The organism is Mycobacterium sp. NGS34 (assembly GCF_059812845.1).
In genome coordinates this window covers 261,686-285,824 of sequence record NZ_JCALDM010000004.1, presented here as the reverse complement: position 1 = coordinate 285,824, position 24,139 = coordinate 261,686, and the positions used below count along the sequence as shown (strand labels likewise).

Annotated in this window: 25 protein-coding genes; 10 read left to right on the top strand and 15 right to left on the bottom strand. The window is 69.2% G+C overall.

The window, feature by feature from the left end:
• Positions 1-41: 41 nt before the first annotated feature.
• The 8 genes from AC5Y7V_RS12990 to bfr form a co-directional block, all read right to left on the bottom strand.
• Positions 42-476, bottom strand: a complete 435-nt coding sequence (locus tag AC5Y7V_RS12990) for an SRPBCC family protein (protein ID WP_499880440.1) — start codon at positions 474-476, stop codon at positions 42-44.
• Positions 476-1,318 carry a lysophospholipid acyltransferase family protein gene (locus AC5Y7V_RS12985; protein WP_499880439.1) on the bottom strand — a complete coding sequence of 281 codons (843 nt, stop codon included), beginning with the start codon at positions 1,316-1,318 and terminating at the stop codon, positions 476-478. Before AC5Y7V_RS12985 ends, AC5Y7V_RS12990 begins: the two co-directional genes overlap by 1 nt.
• Before the next feature lie 30 nt (positions 1,319-1,348).
• Positions 1,349-2,449, bottom strand: a complete 1,101-nt coding sequence (locus tag AC5Y7V_RS12980; protein ID WP_499880438.1) for an amidohydrolase family protein — start codon at positions 2,447-2,449, stop codon at positions 1,349-1,351.
• On the bottom strand, positions 2,446-3,798 hold the full coding sequence (locus tag AC5Y7V_RS12975) for a type I glutamate--ammonia ligase (RefSeq protein ID WP_499880437.1): 1,353 nt from the start codon (positions 3,796-3,798) through the stop codon (positions 2,446-2,448). Before AC5Y7V_RS12975 ends, AC5Y7V_RS12980 begins: the two co-directional genes overlap by 4 nt.
• A gap of 22 nt (positions 3,799-3,820) precedes the next feature.
• Positions 3,821-4,711: a TIGR03854 family LLM class F420-dependent oxidoreductase gene (locus AC5Y7V_RS12970; RefSeq protein WP_499880436.1), complete on the bottom strand. Its 891-nt coding sequence runs from the start codon at positions 4,709-4,711 to the stop codon at positions 3,821-3,823.
• 100 nt (positions 4,712-4,811) lie between these two features.
• Positions 4,812-5,306 (bottom strand): carboxymuconolactone decarboxylase family protein, encoded by a 495-nt coding sequence (locus tag AC5Y7V_RS12965; RefSeq protein ID WP_499880435.1) that lies wholly within the window; start codon positions 5,304-5,306, stop codon positions 4,812-4,814.
• Positions 5,303-7,399: an MDR family MFS transporter gene (locus tag AC5Y7V_RS12960; RefSeq protein WP_499880434.1), complete on the bottom strand. Its 2,097-nt coding sequence runs from the start codon at positions 7,397-7,399 to the stop codon at positions 5,303-5,305. Before AC5Y7V_RS12960 ends, AC5Y7V_RS12965 begins: the two co-directional genes overlap by 4 nt.
• 65 nt (positions 7,400-7,464) lie before the next feature.
• Positions 7,465-7,944 carry a bacterioferritin gene (gene bfr / locus AC5Y7V_RS12955; protein WP_499880433.1) on the bottom strand — a complete coding sequence of 160 codons (480 nt, stop codon included), beginning with the start codon at positions 7,942-7,944 and terminating at the stop codon, positions 7,465-7,467.
• 240 nt (positions 7,945-8,184) lie between these two features.
• On the opposite strand from bfr, the gene AC5Y7V_RS12950 reads away from it, so the two are divergent.
• Positions 8,185-8,364, top strand: a complete 180-nt coding sequence (locus AC5Y7V_RS12950) for a (2Fe-2S)-binding protein (protein ID WP_066932927.1) — start codon at positions 8,185-8,187, stop codon at positions 8,362-8,364.
• Here the strand turns inward: AC5Y7V_RS12950 and AC5Y7V_RS12945 are convergent, their stop codons facing one another.
• From AC5Y7V_RS12945 to AC5Y7V_RS12930, 4 genes are read right to left on the bottom strand one after another with little or no spacing between them, the layout of a single operon-like run.
• Positions 8,365-9,114 carry an enoyl-CoA hydratase/isomerase family protein gene (locus tag AC5Y7V_RS12945; RefSeq protein ID WP_499880432.1) on the bottom strand — a complete coding sequence of 250 codons (750 nt, stop codon included), beginning with the start codon at positions 9,112-9,114 and terminating at the stop codon, positions 8,365-8,367.
• 16 nt (positions 9,115-9,130) lie between these two features.
• Entirely contained in the window at positions 9,131-9,574 is a 444-nt protein-coding gene (locus AC5Y7V_RS12940) for a PPOX class F420-dependent oxidoreductase (RefSeq protein WP_499880431.1), read from the bottom strand.
• A 9-nt stretch (positions 9,575-9,583) separates the two neighbouring features.
• The gene (locus AC5Y7V_RS12935) at positions 9,584-10,285 is read right to left on the bottom strand and encodes an EthD domain-containing protein (protein ID WP_499880430.1); all 702 of its coding nucleotides are present in this window, start codon (positions 10,283-10,285) and stop codon (positions 9,584-9,586) included.
• A gap of 26 nt (positions 10,286-10,311) precedes the next feature.
• Positions 10,312-11,256, bottom strand: coding sequence for a hydrogen peroxide-inducible genes activator (locus tag AC5Y7V_RS12930; RefSeq protein ID WP_499880429.1), 945 nt, complete (start codon positions 11,254-11,256; stop codon positions 10,312-10,314).
• Positions 11,257-11,357: 101 nt separating this feature from the next.
• On the opposite strand from AC5Y7V_RS12930, the gene AC5Y7V_RS12925 reads away from it, so the two are divergent.
• Genes AC5Y7V_RS12925 through AC5Y7V_RS12915 form a run of 3 tightly spaced genes read left to right on the top strand, consistent with a single transcriptional unit; the run spans position 11,358 to position 13,776 of the window.
• Positions 11,358-11,945 (top strand): peroxiredoxin, encoded by a 588-nt coding sequence (locus AC5Y7V_RS12925; RefSeq protein WP_499880428.1) that lies wholly within the window; start codon positions 11,358-11,360, stop codon positions 11,943-11,945.
• A 10-nt stretch (positions 11,946-11,955) separates the two neighbouring features.
• Entirely contained in the window at positions 11,956-12,492 is a 537-nt protein-coding gene (locus AC5Y7V_RS12920; protein ID WP_499880427.1) for an alkyl hydroperoxide reductase, read from the top strand.
• A gap of 3 nt (positions 12,493-12,495) precedes the next feature.
• The gene (locus AC5Y7V_RS12915) at positions 12,496-13,776 is read left to right on the top strand and encodes an alpha-amylase family protein (protein ID WP_499880426.1); all 1,281 of its coding nucleotides are present in this window, start codon (positions 12,496-12,498) and stop codon (positions 13,774-13,776) included.
• On the opposite strand, the gene AC5Y7V_RS12910 is transcribed toward AC5Y7V_RS12915, so the two are convergent.
• A complete protein-coding gene (locus AC5Y7V_RS12910; RefSeq protein ID WP_499880425.1) occupies positions 13,773-14,210 on the bottom strand; it encodes a DUF1810 domain-containing protein in 438 nt (145 codons plus the stop codon). The two genes, AC5Y7V_RS12915 and AC5Y7V_RS12910, sit on opposite strands and share 4 nt — an antisense overlap.
• 18 nt (positions 14,211-14,228) lie before the next feature.
• Here AC5Y7V_RS12910 and AC5Y7V_RS12905 point away from each other — a divergent pair, with 18 nt between their 5' ends.
• From AC5Y7V_RS12905 to AC5Y7V_RS12880, 6 genes are all read left to right on the top strand, one after another.
• Positions 14,229-15,473 (top strand): alpha-hydroxy acid oxidase, encoded by a 1,245-nt coding sequence (locus tag AC5Y7V_RS12905; protein WP_499880424.1) that lies wholly within the window; start codon positions 14,229-14,231, stop codon positions 15,471-15,473.
• 152 nt (positions 15,474-15,625) lie between these two features.
• Positions 15,626-17,938: an endopeptidase La gene (gene lon / locus AC5Y7V_RS12900; RefSeq protein WP_499880423.1), complete on the top strand. Its 2,313-nt coding sequence runs from the start codon at positions 15,626-15,628 to the stop codon at positions 17,936-17,938.
• A gap of 217 nt (positions 17,939-18,155) precedes the next feature.
• Complete coding sequence (locus tag AC5Y7V_RS12895; RefSeq protein WP_499880422.1) at positions 18,156-18,659, top strand: hypothetical protein; 504 nt, start codon at positions 18,156-18,158, stop codon at positions 18,657-18,659.
• 81 nt (positions 18,660-18,740) lie between these two features.
• Positions 18,741-19,130, top strand: coding sequence for a nitroreductase family deazaflavin-dependent oxidoreductase (locus tag AC5Y7V_RS12890; protein ID WP_499880421.1), 390 nt, complete (start codon positions 18,741-18,743; stop codon positions 19,128-19,130).
• Positions 19,131-19,231: 101 nt separating this feature from the next.
• Positions 19,232-19,564: a TfoX/Sxy family protein gene (locus AC5Y7V_RS12885; RefSeq protein WP_499880420.1), complete on the top strand. Its 333-nt coding sequence runs from the start codon at positions 19,232-19,234 to the stop codon at positions 19,562-19,564.
• Positions 19,565-19,633: 69 nt separating this feature from the next.
• Positions 19,634-20,359 (top strand): DUF72 domain-containing protein, encoded by a 726-nt coding sequence (locus AC5Y7V_RS12880; RefSeq protein ID WP_499880419.1) that lies wholly within the window; start codon positions 19,634-19,636, stop codon positions 20,357-20,359.
• A gap of 6 nt (positions 20,360-20,365) precedes the next feature.
• On the opposite strand, the gene AC5Y7V_RS12875 is transcribed toward AC5Y7V_RS12880, so the two are convergent.
• Together AC5Y7V_RS12875 and AC5Y7V_RS12870 are read right to left on the bottom strand one after the other, a co-directional pair.
• Positions 20,366-22,489 carry a Rossmann-fold NAD(P)-binding domain-containing protein gene (locus AC5Y7V_RS12875; protein WP_499880418.1) on the bottom strand — a complete coding sequence of 708 codons (2,124 nt, stop codon included), beginning with the start codon at positions 22,487-22,489 and terminating at the stop codon, positions 20,366-20,368.
• Between the two features lie 110 nt (positions 22,490-22,599).
• On the bottom strand, positions 22,600-24,081 hold the full coding sequence (locus AC5Y7V_RS12870; protein ID WP_499880417.1) for an acetyl-CoA acetyltransferase: 1,482 nt from the start codon (positions 24,079-24,081) through the stop codon (positions 22,600-22,602).
• Positions 24,082-24,139 lie beyond the last annotated feature (58 nt).

Here is a 24,139-nt window from a genome sequence, read left to right as displayed (position 1 = left end):
CCCAAAATTGGGCGATTCCGCGTCTGCTCGCGTTAGAACGCCTAGGTCTCGGCCAGGCGCTTGAGGCACTTGAGGGTTTCGGACAGGTTGCGGCCCACCTGTCGCACCGCGATGCGGTCGGCGATGTAGCCGATCAAGCCGCCGGGCGCCTGGTACGACAGCCGGAACGTCACCTTGGTCCTGCCGTCGCTGGCGTCGCGCAGGCGGATGCGCCCACGCAGGTTGACCCCGGTGATGCCCACCCACGCCAGGTCGCGGCGGTCGTCGAATTCGACCACCTCGATCAGGCCGCCGACGGGCACCGAGCCGATCTTCCAGTGCACGGTGTAGCGGGCCCCGAGGCCGCGGTCGATGTCGTTGGACGACTCCCACCGCTCGAGGCTGGTCATGAAGGACGGGTAGCAGTCCGGGTCGCTGACGATCTTCCAGACCGCGTCGCGGTCGGCGTTGATCACGCAGCGGCGTTCGACGCGCATCAGCCGATCACCGGGAATCGACGCTCGGCGGCCAGGCGGTCCACGCCGCCCTGCAGGCTGGCCATCACCTTGTCGTGCACGGCTTGGTCTTCGAATTCCGAGCCGTCGACGTCGATGGGGTGCTGCACCTCGATGACGATCTTCGTCGGCAGCGGGAGGTGGCCCGCGAGGTCGCTGATGTTGAGGCCCCACGGCAGCGCCAGCGATATCGGGATGCTCTTGAGCCGCAGCAACTTGTCCGCCATCAGCAGCTTGGCCAGCCACTGCCCGCGGTTGAGGAACAGCGCGCTCTCCTGGCCGCCGACGCTGGCGACGGGGACGATCGGCACACCCGTTTCGCGGGCCAGCCGCACGTAACCCATGCGGCCGCCGAAGTCCACCTTGTGGCGTTCCCAAGACGGGCGGAAGACCTCGTAGTCGCCGCCGGGATAGACCAGCAGCGCCGCCCCGGATTCCAATGCCAGGCGGGCGTTTTCGGGGTTGGCGGCGACGGTCCCGAACTTGCGCAGCCAGCCCAGCGGCGGCGCGGACACGACGAGGTTGTGGGCCAGCTGATAGAAGGGCCGCTCGACGCCGAAGTAGGAACAGAACGCGAGCGTGAACACGAACGTGTCCGGGGGCACGTTGCCGCCGCTGTGGTTGCCGACCAGCAGCACCGGCCCGTCGGCCGGAATGCGGTCCAGCCCGCGCACATCGGCCCGGAAATACAGGGACGCCAGCAGCCAGGTTCCCGGAAGCTGGTCGCGGATGTAGTCGGGGTCGCGCTGATCCAGGTCGGCTTTCGGGACCCGCGACACCACCTGGTTGCGGGCCCACCCCAGGACGTCCCCCATGGTCGCCATTACGGCGGGGTACCCCGGTGATACCGGGGGTCAAACGCGGTAGATGCGGGCGGCGTTGTCGCGGGCGACGAGGTCGACCACCCGGATCGCGTCGTCCTGGCTCCACTCTCCGTCGGCGACGAATCCGCTCAACACGCGATGAATGCCCTTGCGCCACAAAGCCGCACCCAGAAAGTGCAACTCGGCGGGGCCGTACCCGTCCGACGAGTACAGGATCCTGCGGAAGGGCGCCATTTCCAGCAGCCGCGCGATGAACGACGGGGCGCGCGCCCCCAGGTAATTCACGCTCAGCCCCCCGTCGACGTAGACGTTGTTGAACGCCTGCGCCAGGTAGCCGGCCTCGCGCTCGTAGGGATAGCAGTGCAGCAGCACGATTGGCGTGGGTGGGGATTGTCGCAGGAAGTCGAGCAGCAATAGCGGGTTGGCCTCATGCAGGTCGCAGTCGCGGTCGCCGAACCCGACGTGGAATTGCAGGGGCTTGCCCAGCCGCAGCGCCCGGTGCAGCCCGAACCGCAGCAGCACCCGATCGGTCAGCCGGGTGCCGCCGCCGTCGCGCCACCGGCCCGCGGCCTCGGCGACCTGGGCCGCCGACGGTTCGCTCAGGTCCCCGTCGAACCCGCCGCGGTAGGCCAGGATCGACTTGGTGCCGACCGCCGTGGCCGCGCGCCGGTGCAGGATCTCCTCGAAGGCCGAGGCGTAGTCGCCCGGCGCCTGCGCGGCCTGCTCGGCCACCTGCTCGAGCCGGACGACCTCGTGAGCACCGTTGCCGGACCAGTCGCGAAGCTCGTCGAGGCCTGCGACGCCGTCGATCCCGGTGTCCATCAGCCAGTCGCTCACGTTGGCGGCCGGTAGGAACAGGCGCGCCAATTCGGCCTCGGTGTGCTGGCCCCGACGTTCCCAATACAGCTGCGGTTCAACGTGTTTGGGCAACCCCAGGATGGGCGCGCAATGGGCGCGCACGGCGAAGCCGAGCTGGGAATCGAAGCCGGAGTCGACGAGCGGTTCGGTGTTGGCCTCATTGAGGGCGTTCTCGAACCGCGCCCTATCCCCCGCCGCCAACCAGGACCCGTGCACGTGCTGGTCGATCAGCGGCACCCGATCGATGTGTTCGGCCAGGCCCGGGAAGTTCACAGGCTCCACGCCATGCGGAACTTGTCCGCCAGCTGCTCCGGATCGAGGTCGCCGTAGCGCTCATGCTCCAGACGGCGGACCGCGACCACCATGTCGACCGCGGCATCGCCCAGGACGCGACGCAGCAGCGCCGAACCATCAAGCGCGGCAATGGCTTCCGACTGGGCTTCGGGCAACAGCACGATGCCGGCCTCGGCGCGTTCCGACTCGGACAGGTTGGCCGGGTCGACGTTGATCTCCGGCGGCAGTTCGGCCTCGCGCTCGATGCCGTCCAGCGCCAGGCCGAGGATCGCCGCGGTCGCCAGGTACGGGTTGGCGGACGGATCCACGATCTTGACTTCCACGTTGGCGCCGCGCGGGCTCGCGGGCCCGCCCTTGACGAACCGCACAGCGGCCTCCCGGTTTTCGGTTCCCCAGCACGCGTAGGCCCCGGCCCAATTGCCGGGCCGCATCCGCAGACCCGACACGATCGATCCGCACAGGATTCCCTGGGCTTCGGGCAGCCCCGCGATCACCCCGGCGACGGCGTTCTCCCCCGCCGCCGTCATGCCCGCGCGCCCGGAGCCGTCGGAGAACAGCGGACCCTCGCCGTTCGTCAGCGAAAAGTGTTGGTGCGCTCCGGATCCGACGCTGGCGGCGAACGGCGCCGGTGACATGCTGACGCGCAGCCCCTGGCGGCGGGCCGCTCGGCCGATGATGAGCCGGGTCACCGCCAGCTGGTCGGCGGCGGCGACCGGAGCCAGCGGCGCCAGCGAGATCTCGAACTGGTTGGCCCCGTACTCGGGGTGGAACTGCTCGATCGCCACCCCGGCCGTCGTGGCCGCGGCGTTGACGTCGCGGATGAAGGCCTCGTGTTCGAGTACGCCGGCGAGGCCGTACTGCGCCCACAGCGCCGCGGGCAGCCGGCCACCGTCGGGGGCGACCAGGAGGAACTCGATCTCGTGCCCGACGACCGCCTGGAGTCCGGCTTCGTCGAGCGCGGCCTCGATCCGGCCCAGCGTGCCCCGGGCGCACGCGGCAACGGGCGTGCCGTCCTGCTCGAAAAATGAGGCGGGCGCCCAGGCCAGCCCGTCGCCGACGATCCGCATCGCGGACAGATCGATGCGCAGGCGCTGATCGCCGACCACCCCGACCTCGTCGGTGAACGCGATGCCGCTCTGGTCGATGGCGAACCCGTGCCACGACGGGCTGGCGCCCAGGCCGGGATCGGCGAAGGTGTTGGTGCGCCGGATGGGCACGGTCTTGGCGTGCGTGAGACCGGCGGGGTTCACCACGGAGCCGATGACCGTGTCGACGCCCTCCCCCTCCAGCTGGGCGATCGCGGCGGCGGCGAGGGGCGTGGCTGTCATGGCAGCCATTGTGGCAACTCGATCAGTTCTGGCGCGGGATCAACTCGGCGGCGAACCGATCGAGGAAAGCGTCCAGCGGCGCTTTGCCCGCCGGCCGGATGACGAATTTCGTCAGCCCCGCGTCGATGTATCCGTCGAGTTGGCGGTGCAACCGATCCCAATCGGCGGCGATCAGCTCGCCGGGATCGAGTTCGGGGCGACGCCGCCGCGCCGCGGCCACCAGCTCCGGGGACAGCTCGCCGTCCGCGACGGCGAGCGAGATGCCGTAGTGGTCGGGCTCGATTCGCCTTCCCGCCCGCTCCGCGGCCCGTTCGATCGCCTCGCGCCCCGCGCGCGCCTCGGCCGGGGTGAGGAAGCTGCCCAGCCAGCCGTCGGCCAGCGCGCCGATGCGCCGAAACGCCGCCGGTGCCGAGCCGCCCAGCCAGATGTCCAGCGGCGGCGACGGCCGCGGGGCGACCGCGGCCCGGCTCACGGTGAAGTACCGGCCTTTAAATGGCTTGAAGCTGGCCGAATCGTCGACCAGCGCCGCGCGCAGCACCCGCAGCGCCTCGTCGAACACGGTGGCGCGCTCCCCGTCTGGGACCACGAACACCTCGCGCTCGGCCGGGATCGCCGAACGCAAACCGAAGACGGGCAGGACCCGCTTGGGCGCGACGGCCGCCAACGACGCGAGCTGCTTGGCCACCAGCACCGGATGCCGGCCCGGCAGCACGGCCACCGACGTGCCGACCTTCAACCGGGTGGAGCGGGCGAGTGCGTAGGCCATGCCGACTACCGGATCGACCGCCGGGGAGTAGACCAGCTCGGAGAACCACAGCGAGTCCACCCCGCTGCTCTCCAGGTGATCGACGATGCCGGCGAGCCGGTCCGGAGCGGTGTCCGCGCCCAGCCCGACACCGAAGCGAATCTTCACAGGTATCGCAACACGGCGATGGCGGTGTTTGTGCCCGCGAAACTTAACTGGCCGCGGCGGTTCTCGGCGCGTCGTCGCAGCGGTTGCAGTGTCGCGACGGCTAGGCGCGGCTGGGCAACGTGAGCATGCAGGCCTGACCGATGTCGAGGGTCCGCAGCATCCGGCCCATCCCGACCCACAGGGCGCAGGACATGGCGAGGTCGGCCAGCAGCTCCTCGGAGAAGTGCTCGTTGGCGCGGGCCCAGAAGTCCTCGTCATCGCGCAGCTTCGTGTGCTCGGTGCCGAACCGGTGCGCGAACTCGGCCGCGAGGCGCTCCTGTTCGCTGTACCCCGGCCAAGTGCGCCACTCGAGCGCGTGCTCGTAGAGCTCCTCGTCCACGCCCGCCGCGGGCCCGTCGGCGTCGCGGGTGTTCATGCACACCGTGCATTCGTTGTCGTGGGCGATGACCGTGCGCGCCAGTTCTCGGGTGCGCATGGGCAGCCGGTTCTTGGTGTAGACCGCATGACTGAAGTTGGCGATCGCGCCGCCGAGGTCCGGAGACTTCGCGGCCCAGCCATAGATGTCGTCGTCAGCGAACGTTCCGATTCGGCTCATGGCGAGATAGTACGCCCGGGCCCCTGGCCTAGCGCGTTTATGGCCACCGTCGGCGTCTCGCTGTCCCAATCGCGTTGGGCCAGAACTCGATGCGCGACGCGCTCGAGCGCGGCCTGCACCTGTCGCCGGTCGGGCCGGCCCTCGAAGCCCGGCGAGCGCTCCAGCTTGTCGACCAGCCAGGCCAGCAGCAGCGAATGCACGTATTCGACCTGGTGCGCCCCGGCCGGGGTCAGCCACAATTCGTCGCCCTCGCCCCGCGCGTAACCGGTCGCGACCAGGCGGGAGAAGGTGGGCTCCAGCACCTCGAACGGGATGCGTAGATAGTCCGCTATGTCGGTGAGCCGCGCTACCCCGTACATCTGCCCGTAGCGGTTGATGCGCAGGACGCCCCACAACCCGGCGACGTCGAGCCGGCAGTCGGGTCGCATCGCGATGCTGCGCAGTCGCATGCCGGGAACGCCCCGCAGCAGGCGGCCGACCGCGGCCTCCAGCATCTCGTCGGGAGTCTGGTTGGTGGGCATGGCGAACGCCTCGCCGATGTCGCTCCGCTTGTTGCCGATGCCCCGCAGCGGCACCTCACGCAGGAACAGCGCCAAGACGAAGCCGACCAGCGCGACCGGAACCGCCCACAGGAACACCTGGGTAAGCGAGTCGGCGTAGGCACTCACGATCGGCGCGGCCATATCGCGGGGCAGCCGGTGCAGGGCCTCCGGTGAAGCGGCCGCGGCGGCCGGCGCGCGGCCGGCGGTCAGGGCCGGACCGATCCGGCCGTGCAGGAAGTTGGTGAACAGCGAACCGAATATCGCTGCGCCGAAAGAACTTCCGATGGTGCGGAAGAACGTCACGCCCGAGGTGGCGACGCCGAGATCGTCGAAGCTCGAGGTGTTCTGCACGATGAGGATCAGCGTCTGCATGCACATCCCGATCCCCGCGCCGAGGATGATCAGGAACAGCGACTGCACCAGGGTCGACGTCGACGGGTCCATGCGCGACATCAGGAAGAACGCCACCGCCATCACCGCGGTGCCGGCGACGGGAAAGATCTTGTATTTGCCCGTGCGGCTTACGAGCACGCCGCTGCCCATCGACGTGGTCAGCATTCCCACCACCATCGGCAGCGTGCGCAGGCCCGACGTGGTGGCCGAGACGCCGTCGACGAACTGCATGTACGTGGGCAGGAACGTCAGCGCGCCCAGCATCGCGAACCCCACCACGAAGGACAGCACGCAGCACACCGTGAATACCGGGCTGCCGAACAACCGGGTCGGCAGAATCGGTGCGGCCGTGCGGCTTTCGACCCATACGAAGATCCCGAGGGCCACCGCGGAGCCGGCGAACAGCCCGACGATGGTCGCCGAGCCCCACGGATAGGTGGTGCCGCCCCAGCTGGTGGCCAGCGTCAGCCCCGAGGCGCCCAGCCCGACGAACAGGATCCCGACGTAGTCGATGACCGGTTTGCTGCGGTCGGCCAGCGCCGGGATGGCCGCGGCGGCCACGAAGAAGACCACGATCGAAATCGGCACGTTGATCCAGAACGCCCAGCGCCACGTGAAGTGGTCGGTGAAGTACCCGCCGAGCAACGGTCCGATCACCGTGGTGACGCCGAACACCGCTCCCATGGCGCCCTGGTAGCGGCCGCGATCCCGCAGCGGAATCACCTCGCCGATCAGCGCCATGGCGGTCACCATCAACCCGCCGCCCCCGATGCCCTGCAGCGCGCGCGCCGCCACCAGCATGCCCATCGACGTCGAGAGCCCACACAGCACCGACCCGCCGACGAAAAACACCACGGCCGCCTGGAACACCCGCTTGCGGCCGAACAGGTCACCGAACTTGCCGACGAGGGCGGTCATGATGGTCGACGCCAGCAGGTAGCTGGTCACCACCCACGATTGATGGCCCGCCCCGCCGAGGTTGGCGACGATGGTCGGCAGCGCGGTCGCAACGATCGTCTGGTCCAGTGCCGCCATGAGCATGCCGAGCAGGACCGCCACGAAGATGAAATTCCGTCGCTGCGGGTTGACCGCGGCGTCGCCGGGCGTCGACTCGTGGGCCTGGCGGGTCGGAACCGCAGCCGGTGTCGTGCTCGTCATGCCTGCCCTTCCGTCGGCGCCCGATGCATACGGGTGCCCAGCGTCAGGCGGCGGCAATCAACTCGTCAGCTGGGGGGACGCGAGACGCACTGCGCGGAGTACAGCTCCTCCCCGAGCTTTTCCATCAACTCCAGCTGCGTCTCGAGGTAGTCGACGTGCTTTTCCTCGTCGGCCACGATCTTTTCCAGGATGTTGGCGCTGGTGCTGTCCTGCTTCTCGCGGCACATGATGATCCCCGGCTTTAGCCGCTCCAGCACCTCGTATTCGATGGCCAGGTCGGCCTCGAACTGCTCGCGCAGGGTCTGCCCGACGCGCAGCGAGAAGAGGCGCTGGTAGTTCGGCAGCCCGTCGAGCAGCAGGATGCGGTCGGTGATCTCCTCCGCGTGCCGCATCTCGTCGAACGACTCTTCGCGGGTCTTTTCGGCCAGCTCGGTGAAGCCCCAGTTGTCCTGCATCTTGGAATGCAGGAAGTACTGGTTGATCGCGGTGAGCTCGCTGGTCAGTTGCTCGTTGAGCAGACGCAGAACGTCCGGATCACCTTGCATGGTCAACTCCTAGCGTCTGAGGGCTGTCACGTCTGGCCGCGGCGGCGGGCTGGGCTGAAACACCGGGCGCTAGCAGCACTTTGCCATGCCGAATTGGAATCTTCCAGGAAGGTATGGCTGTGCTCAGTGTGTCGCGTGGGTCTCGGACCTGGGGTTAGGCATCGCTTACCTACTTAGGGTAGACTTCGCTAACATGCGGCTTCTTCGCTCGGCTTACACATCCGCCCGAGGGGTGCGCTGATGTACGTGTGCCTGTGCGTTGGGGCGACCAACCAGACCGTGTCCGACGCGGTCGCGCGGGGCGCGTCGACGTCCAAAGAAGTCGCCGAGGCGTGCGGGGCCGGAGGCGACTGCGGGCGCTGCAGGCGCACGCTGCGCGCGATCATCGCGGCGTCGCGACAATTCGAGCCCGCCCAGTAGCTAGCGCTTGTTGAAGTCGGCCAGGGCCGCGGCGTTGGCCTGGGTGCCCATCAATTCGGCGAAGTGAGCGCTTTCCCGCGCGCTCGCCGCGGCGATCTCCGGACGGACCGGTTCCATCATCGTGTGCTTGACGGCCATCAGGCTCGAAATCGGCCGGGCCGCAAGGACTTCCGCGTGCCGACGGGCTTCGGGCAGCAGGTCCTCCGGATCGCAGACCCGCCAGACCAGACCCATCCGCAGCGCCTCGTCGGCGTCGACCCATTCCGAGGACATCAACAGCCAGGCGGCGTTCTGCCGGCCCACCAGCTGCGGCAGCAGGTACGACGAGGCCGCCTCGGGGGCCACGCCCAGGCTGGTGAAGGGGCACTTGAGCCGCGCCGTCGACGACATGAAGGCCAGGTCGGCGTAGCCGAGGATGGTGGCGCCGATGCCCACGCCGACGCCGTTGACGGCGCAAATCAGGGGCTTCGGGAAAGCGGCGAGCGCGTCGATCAGGCCGGGGAAGCCGTGCTTTCCGGGCGTGAAGTCCGGGTCGGTGATCCGCGCCTGCATCTCGCCGAGGTCGGTGCCCGCGCTGAACCCGCGGCCCGCGCCGGTGAGCAGCACGACGGCGACCTCGGGATCGTCGGCGGCCGCGAGCAGCGCGTCCGCCGTCGCGTCGTACAGCGCTTCGTTGAACGCGTTGAGCGCCTCGGGCCGGTTCAGCGTGAGGGTGCGCACCCGGTTCTTGTCGTCGATCTGCAGCGTCACGGCTGCAGCCTAACGGTCAGCCGTTGCTGTAGACGCGGGTCGGCTCGATCAGCACCACGGCGCGACGCTCCTTGGCCATGACTCGGTCGTACTCGTCCCAGTCGTCGTGCGTGCCCCCGGCCGACGTGAACACCTCCCGGAGCAGCAGCCGCAACTGGTCGGCGTCTTTCAGCCATCCCGGCGCGTCATCCGGGCCGGCCAACTCCGCACGGCCCTCGACCGTCGCCCACTGCCAGCCGTTCTTGAACGTGACGGCCAGTTGCGGGCGGGCCCGCAGGTTGGCGAGCTTGACCTTGCCGTAGGTGGTGAAGGCCAGGCAGGGCTCCCCGGTGGCCGGGCTCGGCAACTGCCCGACGTTGACCAGCGAAGCCTGCACGGTTCCGTCGGCGCGAATCGTCGAGACCACGGCAAGACCGCTTTCCCCCTTGGCCAGCGCCACTGCCTCGTCGAGCGTTGTCATGAGCGGTCCTCAATCCCGGAATGGTGTCCTGAACACGTAGCGGCTGGTCGGCACGGTGTCGATGTTCTCGTTGGCGCCGAATGCAGTTGTGCTGGCGACCATCCGGCCGAGCCGGTATTGCAGGTCGTCGTCGTCGGCGGCACCGAAGAATGCCTTCAGATCGGTGATCGCTTCCTCGGGGAACAACTCCTCGACGATGCCCGCGATTCCCGGCGCGTCCGGGGTGAGGGCTCGCACCACCCAGTTCTGGGTGTAGCCGAACGTCGACTGCGTCTCGATGGCCACCGAGGTGTGGTCGCCCTGCCACCGGGCCAGCCAGGTCGCCTGGTCCAGATGTGCGGGGCGGCGCAGCAACGCGATGTTGGCCAGACCCGTTGTCCGACAACCGGGTTCGGTAGGTGGCGCGGAAAGCGGTACCGACTCCGTCACCAGGTAGGCGGCGAGCTGCTCGCATTCCTGGCCGAGGAACTTGAGCGCCGCCTGTATCTGGTCGCCATAGCACTGCTGGGTCCACATGCTCACCACCGCGGCCGCCGGCGGGTCCATCGTCGTCAGCGTCATCAGCGAGTGACGCACCGCGCTGTCCCGGACGTTCACCTGCAGCCCGAACAGGCCCAGTTCTAACAGCGCGTCGGCGACGTGACCCCGTTGGCGGGCACACCAGTCGTCGTCCGGCTCCGGGCGCATCAGTACCGCGATCACCTTTTCCATGCGCCGAACTTACCGCCGGCGAGCGGTTATTTGACCGGGCGTACCTGGTGTTCCTTCCCGATCAATTTGCCGATCGTCGCCGCCAGTCGCCGGTAGGACTCGTCGCGGCCGCTCGAGGAGCGAAACACCAGGCCGATCCGGCGCCCCGGGCGCGGCGCGGCGAACTCCGCGAGCCCAAGCCGGCTTCGGGCGGCCTCGACCGGCACCGCGCTCTGCGGAATGAGCGTCACCCCCAGGCCGCCGGTCACGCACTGCACCGCGGTGGCCAGCGACGCGGCGCGGGTATTGGCCAGCTCCGCGCGCACGCCCGCCTTCTGGCAGACGTCGAGCGCCTGGTCGCGTAGGCAGTGCCCCTCGTCCAGCAGCAGCAGCGGCAGCTCGGCCAGCGCGGTCGCGGGCACGCGGCGCTTGCCCGACAGCCGATGCCCGGGCGGCAACGCGAGCACGAAGTCCTCGTCGTAAATGGGGATCGCCGTCATGCCCGCGCCCGGCACGTCAGAGGCGGGCAACGCGATCAGCGCCGCGTCGAGGGCCCCCTCGCGCAGCAGCCGCAGCAGCCGCTCGGTTTGGTCCTCGATCACCCGCAACGTCAGCGACGGCAGTTGGTCGGCCAGCCCGGCCAGCACCGTCGGCAGCACATAGGGCGCCACGGTGGGAATCAGGCCCAGTCGCACGCCGGCCTGCAGCGGATCGGAGGCGCCCGCGGCGGCGGCACTGAACGCGTCGACGGCCTCGACCACGGCCTGGGCCCGGGGCAGGAGCTGTGTTCCCTCCGTCGTCAAGAAGACACGTCGGGTGGACCTTTCGATCAGCTGGGTCCCCAGCCCCGCCTCCAGCGCCGCCAGCGCCTGCGACAGCGTGGACTGGCTGACGCCGAGACTCGTTGCGGCGCTGCTGAAATGCTGCTTTTCGGCGACCGCGACGAACGCGCGAAGGCCGGCGACGGTCGGCTGATAGATCTTATCTGGCATACCTATAAGTATAGTGTGATATATCACCTTTACTTCAAATCGGCGGAGCGGCAAGATGGTGGCAGACGACTAATCTTGAATAATTCCAGTTAAGGAGCGATATGTCCCTGCTGACAATCGGCGACCAATTCCCCGCCTACCAGCTCACCGCGCTCATCGGCGGTGACCTGTCGAAGGTGGACGCCAAGCAACCCGGCGACTACTTCACCACCATCACCAACGAGGACCACGACGGCAAGTGGCGCATTATCTTCTTCTGGCCCAAGGACTTCACCTTCGTGTGCCCGACGGAGATCGCGGCGTTCGGCAAGCTCAACGACGAGTTCTCCGACCGCGACGCCCAGGTGCTCGGCGTCTCGATCGACAGCGAGTTCGTGCACTTCCAGTGGCGCGCGCAGCACGAAGACCTCAAGAAGCTGCCCTTCCCGATGCTGTCGGACATCAAGCGGGAGCTTGCGCTGGCCACCGGCGTGCTCAACGCCGACGGCGTCGCCGACCGGGTCACCTTCATCGTCGATCCGAATAACGAAATCCAATTCGTCTCGGCGACCGCCGGATCCGTGGGGCGTAATGTCGACGAGGTGCTGCGAGTCCTGGACGCGTTGCAGTCCGACGAGCTGTGCGCCTGCAACTGGCGCAAGGGCGACCCGACCATCGACGCCGGCGAGCTGCTCAAGGCATCGGCGTAAGGGGGGCGAGATGAGCGTCGAGAACCTCAAGGCCGCGCTGCCCGAGTACGCCAAGGACCTCAAGCTCAACCTGGGCTCGATCACGCGCAGCACCGTGCTGAGCGAGGAGCAGCTCTGGGGCACCCTGCTGGCCAGCGCCGCGGCCACGCGAAACACCCAGGTGCTGGCCGAGATTGGCGCCGAGGCGGGCGATTACCTGTCGGCCGAGGCGTACCAGGCGGCGTTGGGAGCCGCGTCCATCATGGGCATGAACAACGTGTTCTACCGGGGCCGCGGCTTCCTGGACGGCCAGTATGACGATCTGCGGGCCGGGTTGCGGATGAACATCATCGCCAATCCGGGTGTGGACAAGGCGAATTTCGAGCTCTGGTCCTTCGCGGTGTCGTCGATCAACGGGTGTTCGCACTGCGTCGTCGCCCACGAGCACACGCTGCGCGAGGCGGGCGTGGACCGCGAGGCCATCCTCGAGGCGCTGAAGGCCGCGGCGATCGTCGCGGGTGTGGCGCAAGCGATCGTCACCGCCCAGACACTGGCCGCCGTCGGCTGACCAGTGACGACACCAGCCTGGGTAGAGCACGCCATCTGGTGGCAGGTCTATCCGCTGGGATTCGTCGGCGCATTTCCGGAGTCGTCCGAGCCGTCGCAGCCGAGTCAACATCGGCTGCGGCGGCTCGTCGACTGGTTCGACCACGCCATCGCGCTGGGTGCCTCGGGTGTTGCGCTGGGCCCGATATTCGCCTCACGCACACACGGTTACGACACCACCGATCACTACCGGATCGATCCCCGGCTCGGGGAAGACGCCGACTTCGACTATTTCGTCGCGGAGGCCCACCGCCGCGGCCTGCGCGTCCTGCTCGACGGCGTGTTCAATCACGTCGGCGTGGACTTTCCGCGCTATCGCGACCGGGCGACGGGTTGGTTCAGCGGCGATACTTTCGAGGGCCACTCGGAACTCATCACGCTCAACCATGACAACCCCGAGGTCATCGACTACGTCGCCGACGTGATGGCGCACTGGCTGCGCCGCGGCGCGGACGGGTGGCGCCTCGACGCGGCCTACATTGTGCCGCAACAATTCTGGGCATCGACGCTGCCGCGGGTGCGCGAGCAGCATCCGGACGCCTGGTTCGTCGGCGAGCTCATCCACGGCGACTACGCCGCGGTGGTCGAGGCGGCGAAGTTCGACTCGGCCACCCAGTACGAGCTGTGGAAGGCGATCTGGAGCGCCCTCAACGACGGCAACTTCTTCGAGCTGGACTGGGCGCTGCAGCGGCACAACGAGTTTCTCGCCAGTTTCGCCCCGCTGACGTTCATCGGCAATCACGACGTGACCCGCATCGCCAGCCGCCTCGACCGACCCGGGCACGTGGCCCACGCGCTGGCGATCCTGCTGACCGTCGGTGGGGTGCCCAGCGTGTACGCGGGCGACGAGCTCGGGTTCCGCGGCGTCAAGGAGGAGCGGTACGGCGGCGACGACGCGGTACGCCCCGAGTTCGGCACTCCCCCTGTGGAATTGGACGCGTTCGGCGCCGAGATGTGTAGACTGCACCAGTACCTCGTCGGGTTGCGCCGCCGTCACCCGTGGCTGCACGCGGCCTCGACGACCGCGTTGCGGCTGCAAAACCGGCACTACGTCTACGAGACGCGCAGCGGTGAGGACGCGCTGCTGGTCGCGCTCAACATCGACGACAAGCCGCTACGCCTGGCGCTGCCGGAGCTCGGGGCCGACCGCGCAGAGGTGGTCGCCGGATCCTCGGCGCCGCCGCAAGAGGTCGTCGAGACGCTCGTTGTCGAGCCGCACGGCTGGCGGATCCTAAGCCCGGCCTAGGTGCCTGTCAGCCGCGCCAGCGTCAGAGGGTCCTCCTGGCCGTAGAAGTAGTTGTCGAGCACGGTGACGAACTCGTGGTTGTCGTCGGTGGCGTGGGCGAACAGCGTCATCGACGAGCGCAGCTTGAGGTCGTCGGGCGAACCGAAGATGTCGATGATCGAGCGGTCCCGCACCTCGTTGACCAACCGAGTGCACTCGCGTAGTCGCGAACCGAGGAGCTCATGCTGCAGATAACTGCTGGCTTCCTCGAGCGAGGTGATGCCATAGCGGGCCGCCATCGGGCTGGTGCCCAACCCGCGGAGTTGCGGGAAGATGAACCACATCCAGTGACCGCGTTTTCGTCCCTCGCGCAGCTCCGCGACGGCGGAGTGGTAGATCCCGGACTGCGCCGACACAAAACGTCTCAGATCGAACGGGTCGCTTGCCGATGCCATATGACTACGGTTGCATACATGGCCGTCAAGCGACGAATGCCCAAGGTGCGCGATCTGGCGCCGCTGATGCAGTTCAAACGACCGCAGCTCGACGCGACCAAGCGCCGCCTGGCCGCCGCGTACACCATCGAGGACCTGCGCCGCATCGCCAAACGCCGCACCCCCAGGGCGGCGTTCGACTACACCGACGGCGCGGCCGAGGACGAGCTGTCCATCGCGCGGGCCCGACAGGCGTTCCGCGACATCGAGTTTCACCCCACCATCCTTCGCGACGTCTCCAACGTGACCGCCGGATGGAACGTCCTGGGCCAGCCGGTCGTGCTGCCGTTCGGGATCGCGCCCACCGGGTTCACCCGGCTGATGCACACCGAGGGCGAGATCGCCGGCGCGCGGGCGGCCGCGCGGGCGGGGATCCCGTTCTCGCTGTCCACCCTGGGCACCACGGCGATCGAAGACCTGGTGACCGCGGTTCCCCAGGGCCGCAAGTGGTTCCAGCTCTACATGTGGCGCGACCGCGACCGCTCGATGGCGCTGGTGAAGCGCGCGGCCGACGCGGGATTCGACACCCTGCTGGCCACGGTCGACGTCCCGGTCCCGGGCGTGCGGCTGCGGGACAACCGCAACGGCATGACGATTCCGCCGACGCTGACGCTGCGCACTGTCCTGGACGCGGTGCCGCACCCGAAGTGGTGGTTCGACCTGCTGACCACCGAGCCGCTGGCCTTCGCTTCGCTGGATCGCTGGTCGGGCACGGTCGGCGAGTACCTCAGCACGATGTTCGACCCCAGCCTGACCTTCGATGACCTGGAGTGGATCAAGGCCCAATGGCCCGGCAAGCTGGTGGTCAAGGGGATCCAGACGCTCGAGGACGCCCGCGCCGTCGTGGACCGCGGCGTCGACGGCATCGTGTTGTCCAATCACGGTGGGCGCCAGCTGGATCGGGCGCCGGTGCCCTTCCACCTGTTGCCGACGGTCGCGCGTGAGCTGGGCAAGGACACCGAGATCCTGGTGGACACCGGCATCATGTCCGGGGCCGACATCGTCGCGGCGATCGCACTCGGGGCCCGGTGCACGCTGGTCGGGCGGGCCTACCTGTACGGGCTGATGGCCGGCGGCGAGGCGGGCGTGGCCCGCGCCATCGAGATCCTGCAGAGCGGGATCATCCGGACGATGGGACTACTTGGCGCCACCTGCCTCGAGGAGCTGTCGCCCAAGCACGTGACGCAGTTGCGTCGACTGGGCCCGATTTCGCCGCCAGCGTAACGCCCTTAGCCAGCGTGTAAGCCGAGCGTGCGGCTGCCCGCACGCCCGCCGTCCAACGTGCGGCCAGCTTCACACTCGTGGCGAAATCACGTCGGGAACAAACCTCCGCCCGGCTGGGTTAAGCGCAGCAGACTCAACTTTTGGAGGATCGAATGGCTGAAGCCAAGTCCGTGCCGGTGTTGTTCACCGGGACGATCGTGTTGCCCGGAATGGTGGTGCCGATTGCGCTGGACGACGCCGCGCGGGCGGCGATCGATGCCGCGCAGGCCAGCGAGTCGGGACAGCTGCTGATCGCGCCCCGGCTGGACGACCGGTACCCGACCCACGGCGTGATCGCCAAGATTCTGCAGGTCGGCCGGATCGCGGGCGGTGGCACCGCCGCCGTCGTGCGTGGTGAGCGCCGCGCCCACATCGGGGCGGGCGCGTCCGGGCCCGGCGCCGCGCTGTGGGTCGAGGTGACCGAGGCGCCCGAGCCGGAGCCGACCGACGAGATCAAGGCCCTGGCCGCGGAATACAAGAAGCTGCTGCTGGCCATGCTGCAGCGCCGCGAGGCGTGGCAGATCGTCGACTACGTCAACAGCCTGACCGACCCGTCGGCGCTGGCGGACACGTCGGGATACGCGTCGTACCTCACCGACGTGCAGAAGCGCCAGCTGCTGGAGACCGTGGACGTCGCCGAGCGGCTGCGCGTCCTGATCGACTGGACCAGCTCGCATCTGGCCGAGGTCGAGGTCAACGAGAAGATCGCCGAGGACGTCCGCGACGGCATGGAGAAGACGCAGAAGGAATTCCTGCTGCGCCAGCAGCTCGCGGCCATCCGCAAGGAGCTCGGTGAGGGCGAGCCCGACGGTTCGGATGACTACCGTGCGCGCGTGGAGGCGGCCGAGCTCCCCGAGAAGGTGCGCGAGGCCGCGCTGCGCGAGGTCGGCAAGCTGGAACGCTCCAGCGACCAGAGCCCGGAGAGCGGCTGGATCCGCACCTGGCTGGACACCGTGCTCGACCTGCCCTGGAACGTGCGGACCGAGGACTCGACGGACCTGGGCGCGGCCCGGGCGGTGTTGGACGCCGACCACCACGGGCTGGACGACGTGAAGGACCGCATCGTCGAATACCTGGCCGTGCGAACCCGACGCGCGCAGCGCGGACTGCAGGTCGTGGGCGGGCGTGGCTCCGGGGCCGTGATGGTGCTGGCCGGGCCCCCTGGCGTCGGCAAGACGTCGCTGGGTGAGAGCGTGGCCCGGGCGCTGGGCCGCAAGTTCGTGCGCGTCGCCCTGGGCGGCGTGCGCGACGAGGCCGAGATCCGCGGGCACCGGCGCACCTACGTCGGCGCGCTGCCGGGCCGGATCGTGCGTGCCATCGGCGAGGCGGGATCGATGAATCCCGTCGTGCTGCTGGACGAGATCGACAAGGTCGGTTCCGACTACCGCGGCGACCCGAGCGCGGCGCTGCTCGAGGTGCTCGACCCGGCGCAGAACCACACGTTCCGCGACCACTACCTGGATCTGGATCTGGACCTGTCCGATGTGGTGTTCCTGGCCACCGCCAACGTAATCGAGAACATCCCGTCGGCCCTGCTGGACCGCATGGAGCTGGTTCAGATCGACGGCTACACCGAGGACGACAAGGTCGCCATCGCCCGCGACTACCTGCTGCCCCGGCAGCGGGAGCGGGCGGCGCTGAACGACGACGAGGTCACCGTGACCGACGCCGCGCTGCGCAAGATCGCCGCGGACTACACCCGCGAGCCCGGTGTTCGTCAGTTCGAGCGGCTGCTGGCCAAGGCGCTGCGCAAGGTGACGACCAAGATCGCCGACGAACCGGTGACCATCGACGAGCCCGACCTGGTCGGTTACCTGGGCCGTCCGCGGTTCACCCCCGAGTCCGCCGAACGCACGGCCGTGCCCGGTGTGGCCACCGGCCTGGCCGTGACCGGCCTGGGCGGCGACGTGCTCTACATCGAAGCGGGCGCCACCGACGGCGAGCCGGGTTTGCAGTTGACCGGTCAGTTGGGCGACGTGATGAAGGAGTCGGCGCAGATCGCGCTGTCCTACGTCCGCTCGCACGCCGCGGAGCTGGGGGTCGACCCCAAGGCGCTGGACCGGCGCATCCACGTGCACGTGCCCGCGGGCGCGGTGCCCAAGGACGGGCCGTCGGCCGGCGTCACGATGGTGACCGCGCTGGTGTCGATGGCCACTGGGCGCCAGGTGCGCTCCGACGTCGGCATGACCGGCGAGGTCACGCTGAACGGCCGGGTGCTGCCGATCGGCGGCGTGAAGCAGAAGCTGCTGGCCGCCCAGCGGGCCGGTCTGTCAACGGTTTTCATTCCGGCGCGCAACGAGCCGGACCTGGATGACGTCCCGGCCGAGGTGCTCGGCGCGCTGGAGGTGAAGCCGATGACGGATGTCGCCGAGATCGTCGCGCAGGCGCTCGAACCGGTGCCGCAGGCCGCGACCGTCGCCGCCTAGGAGGGCGCCGGCTGCCGGTCGCTTGTCAAAAACCTGGGAGTCTGCTGCCAATAATCGGCTCGAGCGTGTTTTCGGCTCGGCCGACTCGGGTAGCCGAGGGACCAGGGGGTCATCCCCTGTCCCTAGGCCCAACCCAGGAGCTTGGGGAGACAACTGAACAACACCGTCAATGCTGTTGCGCTGCGTGCGTCGCAGCCAAGCTGGACAAGGAGTTCACATGAACCTCAAGAAGATCACCGCAGCCGCCGCGATGGCCGGTGGCCTCGGATCCGCGGCCTTCGGGATCGGCGCCGGTTTCGCGCTGGCCGATCCGGGCATCCCGGGCGTCCCCGGCCCTGGCCCGAACGTGCCCGGGCCGAACGTGCCGGGCGGGGACCGTGACCTGCAGGGTCCGGGCCAGGGTCCCTTCATTCCGGGGCAGCCGATTTGTAACCCCGGCGCGCCGGGCGTGAACTGCAACGCTCCGGGCAGCCCCCTTCCCCCGGGCCAGAACGGCTTCCCGCCGCCGGGGCACTACAACGACCCGGACCGCTACGGGATCCCGGCCACCTGGGCTCCGCCCGTTGGTGACCCCGACGGCACCCAGCTTCCGGTCGTCTTCAACCCGGACCTGGGCCAGTGGGGCGTCAACACGTCCGCCGGTTTCCAGGCGTACACGCCCGCCGGCAACGCCGGAGGCCAGGTGAACGGCGGCGGCACCGTCGGAACGCCCGGTACCTAAAACCGGAATGTGGCAGCCGCCCCCGCAAGGGGGCGGCTGTCCTCACATTCGCCCATCGCAAATGCGGCAGAATCGCAGCCTATGACCGACGTTCGGAACCTGAAACGGCAAGTGGTCCATCGCATCCAAAGACTGCTGGTGAATCCGGTCGGCCGGCAGATGCCGGGGGTCATCCTCGAAACCACCGGCCGCAAGAGCGGTCAGCCTCGCCGGACGGCCGTCGGCGGCCGGGTGGTCGACAACCAATTCTGGTTGGTCTCGGAGCACGGCGAGCATTCGGACTATGTCCGCAACATTAAGGCCACTCCCGCAGTACGGGTGCGCATCGGCGGCCGATGGCGCAACGGAACTGCCCACTTGCTGCCCGACGACGACCCGCTGCGGCGGCTGGGCGACTTGCCCAGGCTCAACAGCGCGGTGGTGCGACTGATGGGCAGCGACCTGCTGACCATCCGGATCGACCTGGACTGACAGCGAATCGCCGAGCCTGTTAATCCTCAGGAGAACTACGAGTAAAGGCCTGCAAAATTACAGGCTCGGCGCCTGTCGGACCTCGGGGCTAAGGTCGGCCCATGGCCTACGACGAAGACCTGGCCAACCGGATCCGCGAGCTGCTCGGCTCCGAGCGCGGCGTCGAGGAAAAGCGAATGTTCGGTGGTCTGGCATTCCTGATCAACGGCAACATGTCGGTCGCCGCCAGCGGGCAGGGCGGACTGCTGGTCCGGGTGCCCCCGGAAGACACCGACAAACTGCTCAAGCGCGCCCACGTCGGCCCCATGGTGATGGCGGGCCGGGAGGCCCGCGGCTGGCTGCGCGTCGAAGGCGACGGCGTGCGAACCAAACGGCAGCTGCAGGATTGGGTCACCAAGGGCACCGGCTACGCCCGCGGCCTGCCCCCGAAGTGAGCGCAGCCGTTTGCTCGAAGACGGCGCGGGTAAGCGGTGCGGTGTGGACAACGACGAGGTGCGCCGGCATTGACCGTCCGGATCGGCACCTCCGGATGGTCCTACAACCACTGGGCGGATGTGCTCTACCCGACCGGGTTGCCGTCGGCGCGACGGTTGGCCCGCTACGTCGAGGTCTTCGACACCGTCGAGCTGAACGCGAGTTTCTATCGGTGGCCGAAGGATTCGACGTTCGCCGGTTGGCGCGATCAGCTGCCCGACGGGTTCCGGATGTCGGTCAAGGCGCATCGTGGGCTGACCCACTACCGGCGGCTGTCCTCGCCCGAACCGTGGATCGAGCGGTTCGAGCGCTGCTGGCAGCTGTTGGGCGACCGCCGCGGGGTGCTGCTCGTTCAACTGCACCCCGAGCAACAGCGCGACGACGCGCGCCTGGACGCCTTCCTGGCCAGTGTGCCCGAATCCATCCGGGTGGCCGTCGAGCTGCGGCACCCCTCCTGGAACGACCCGGCCGTATACGAATTGCTGGAACGCCGCAACGCCGCCTACGTGGTGATGAGCGGCGCCGGGCTGGCGTGCGTGCCACGCGCCACCACCGATCTGGTGTACGTCCGGATGCACGGCCCGGATCAGGACACGATCTACGCCGGCAGCTACTCGCACGACCAGCTGCGGCGCTGGGCCGACCAGATCGCCGAGTGGGACCGCGACGGCAGGGACGTGTGGATGTATTTCAACAACGATCTGGGCGGCCACGCCGTGCGCAACGCGCTGTTCCTGCGCGGGCTGTTGGGGTGATGGCGCTCAGGCGTCGTCGCGCCGGTCGGCGGGCGCCCAGCTCCCGTCGATGACGTCGGGCGGACGCTGCGCTTGCAGCCGCTCCCGTTCGGCCCGGCGGCGCTTGATCCGCAGCCGCGCGTCGGCCGGCATGGTGATCAGCTCGTCGCAGGTGAGGTAGTGGACGTCGTCGGCGACATCGATCAGGTCAGCCGCAACTCGCCGGGATCCCAACTCGCGCAACGTCATCCGCAGCTCATGCGTGAACCGCAGGGTGGTGTCGTGGGCCAGCTCGCGCGACCCGCGGGCGTTGGCGGCCAGTCGCCGTACGCGCGTCGGCGGCGGCGCCGGCTCGGTGACCACGGCGGGGTCGGCAAGCTCGGCGGCCGCCGTCAACAACATCGCCGGATCATCGCTGATCACCGGGCTGGCGAGCTCGGCCTCCCCCGGCCCGCGGTGCCCGATCCTGGCGACGGCGGCGTCGAGCGCGCCGGCCGTGTCGGGGGACAACGCACGGATGCTGCCGATGTTGCCCTCGGCCGCCAGCGCACACAACGGCGGATCACTTCGCAACGCCGCCGCCAGCTCGGCGGCCTCGGCCGCGATGCGGGTGCTTTCCACGATCATGCCCAGCCCCGACACCCGGGAGGCGGCGCGCGTAGGTTCCAGCGCCGCGGCGGTGATGCCGGAATCGACCAGCCACAGCGCCGTGAGGATCCAGCCCTGGTGGATGCGATCGCGCAGCAGCGGCACCCGGACCTCGAGCGCGGCGTCCGGCAGCGGGGCCAGCTGCGCGGCATCGGCGTGTTCGGCCTTCGCGGCGGCGGCGTAGGCCAGCGTGTCGCGTTTGAGGTGGCGCATCACCGCCAGCGAGCGCGCGGTCACGACCGCTTTGGCGAGCGACCCGAGCGCCCCCTCGGCCAGCTTCGGCTCGCCGAACGGCAGGACGTCACCGACCTGCGGTTGGTCGGCGAGGGCGTTCCGGGCGACGGCGTGCTGGTCCCAGCCGGGCAGCTGGGTGGCGGCGACGACGTTGGCCGACACCCCGACGTAGGCGCGGTGTCCGAAGATCGCGATCGCGCGGCTGCTCCACTCGTCGTCGACCACGCCGCCCAGCGCGAGCACCTGGCCCATCACCCGGCTGGCCGTGCGCAGCCCGCTGAGCTGGACGTCGAGCGTTATCGGGGTCAGCGGGCCGGGCAGCGCCTCGCCCAGCCCCGCCGCGCTGAAGACCGGGAACCGGGGGTCGATCCGGTCGTCGAACTCACCCTCCAACCCGTCGGGGGCCGCGCTGCGCAGCTCGTCGGACGGCCGGGGTCGCGGAAGGACCTCGACCGGGAGGGCCACCTGGCCACCGTGGCTGAGCGCACCCTCCGGAAGGAGCCGCCGCCCGGCGAGGCCGCGTGCGGTGTCGGTGACCGCCTCGAGCGCTTGCCAGCCGAATTCGAAACCCCAATCCTCTTGCACCGCAGTGATATCCATCTTCGGGATCAACTTCGACCAGCTGCGGACCCCGTTCAGTCGCGTACGCGGGCCGACGGATCGCAGCAGCCGCCAGGCGGTGACCACGTTGGTGGTGTCGGGGGTGGCGAGGTCAACCGCGCCGGTGCGGTCGATGTCCAGCGAAAAGATCAGGAACCGGACCAGGTCGTCGACGTGCAGGACACGCATCGGCCGCGTCGAGGCCGCCGAAATCTTCGTGCGCAGCAACGTCGCCACGGTGCGGCACACCATCCAGTCCAGCTGGCGGCCGACGGGCGGCGCGATCCGGACGACCAGGCTGGGCGCCCAACCCGTGGACACCAGCTCCTCGGCGGGTCGATACAGCTCCGGCCGGCCGGCGGCCTGGGACACGAACAGCAGCCGCGCGCCGGCGCGGGCGGCCGCGTCGGTCACATGGGCGACGCCGTCGATGTCCGCGCCGCCGGGTGCGCCGGTGTCGACCGGGGCCAGGTGGATCACCGCGTCGGCCTCATCGGCCAGGTCTTGCAGGACGGGGTCGCTCAGCGGCGCGCAAACAAACTCGACGCCCGGATCCAGGCAGGGATGGGGGTGCTCAGCAATCCCGCTGACCGTGTGCCCGGCAGCGATCAGCTGCCGTGCGGCCAGCCGCGCTATTGCGCCGGTGGCGTCGGTAACCAGGACGTGCACCTGGGCTCACCTCCCCCAACGTCCAACCCGACAATAGGCAAGTTGGTGTCACTTACGCGACCGTTACCCCCGGATTGAGGACCTTTGGCTATGGCGATGTAGCCTGCCGGTTACCGCAGCGCCGCGGTGCCGTCCGGGGTGACGGCAACCTTGGCGCCACCGATGTCTTCACGCACCGTCGCCTCGGCGGCGGGATCGGCGATGACGGCCAGGGTGCGGGCCCCGTCGGGCGTGCGCACCGCCACGAACGCCTTCTCGGGTCGCCCCTCGCGGTCGAACGGGGTGGTCCACGCTTCGACGGTCCCGACGCCGTCCCACTCGACCAGGCCCTCCCGGGTGGGTTCGCGGTCCACCGCCTGCTGCGTATCCTCCCAGCGGAATTCGGCCGGCGGCTCGGTGCCGTACACGCCGAAGCTGTGTTTGGTCAGGTAGCCGCCGTTGCCCGTGATGAGGCCGCGGCGCCCGGGGTTGGCCACCAGCAGTTCGGCCATGGTGGCGATGGAATGCATCACGTAGTTGCTCCACGGGCCGCCCGCGAAGGTCAGCCCGCCGGTGACGGTGAGCGGGCGGGCCGGGTCGTCGACGCGCAGCCCGAGCTCGGCTGCGGCGACCTGGACGGCGGAGGGGAAGCACGAGTACAGGTCGACGTAGTCGACGTCGTCGATGCCCAGGCCCGCCAGCTGCAGGGCTCGCGTGCCCGCGATCCGGATGGCCGCCGAGCGGTGCAACTCGTCGCGCTCGGCGATGGACGGGGTGTCGTGCGCGTCGGTGCCGGCGTGCGGGAACACCCACCGGTCGGCGGGGACTTGCAGGCGCTGCGCCTGCTCGACCGACGTCAGGACCAGCGCGGCGCCCTGGTCGACCATGTTGTTGGAGTTCATCAGCTTGGTGTAGGGCCAGCTGATCATCCGGTTCTGCGGCCCGGCCCGCCGGATCTCCTCGGCGGTCACCGGTTTGCGGATCCACGCGTGCGGGTTGTCCACCGCGACGGCGTTGAATCTCGCCCACAGTTCGCTGATGCGCGTGAGGTGGCTGTCGACGGATTCGCCGTTGGCAACGCGAAGCGCCTGCTCGAACAGCGGGTAGACGAAGGAAGGCAGATTCAGCCCGCTCTTGAGCTCCGCGTCGCCGAACATCGGGACGTCCTCGCCGATCATCTCGGCGATCGGCACCGACTCGTCCTGCACCGTCCACTCGAGCCTGCCGCCCTTGGCCTTCAGGCCCCGGCGGGTGCGCCAGGTTTCGGCGCCCGCGAGCAGCACGACACCGGCCCGGCCCTGCTGGATGTCCAGGCAGGCGTGGTTGACCAGCGACTGCGGGACGTTGCCCCCGACGGGGCTGTACCGGGTGGTGAATCCGGTGGCGCCGAGCCGCTCGCCCAGCAGCAGCGCGGGGTCGCGGTAGTGCGCCGACAGCACGTTCACCACGCGGATTGAGTCGACGGCCCCGATCACCCGGGCATCGGCGGCCTCCCGGGCCGCGGCGGCCATCAGGTCCACCGGTTCGACCGAGCGCGCCGCCGGGTCGATTTCGTCGCGGTGGTTGACCTGGCCGTAGCCGATCAACACCGGGGTCCTGGGGTCGACGCTCATGCGACGAATTTAGCGTGACTATGAATCCGGCCGGCGACGGGCATCGAACGTGCCGGCA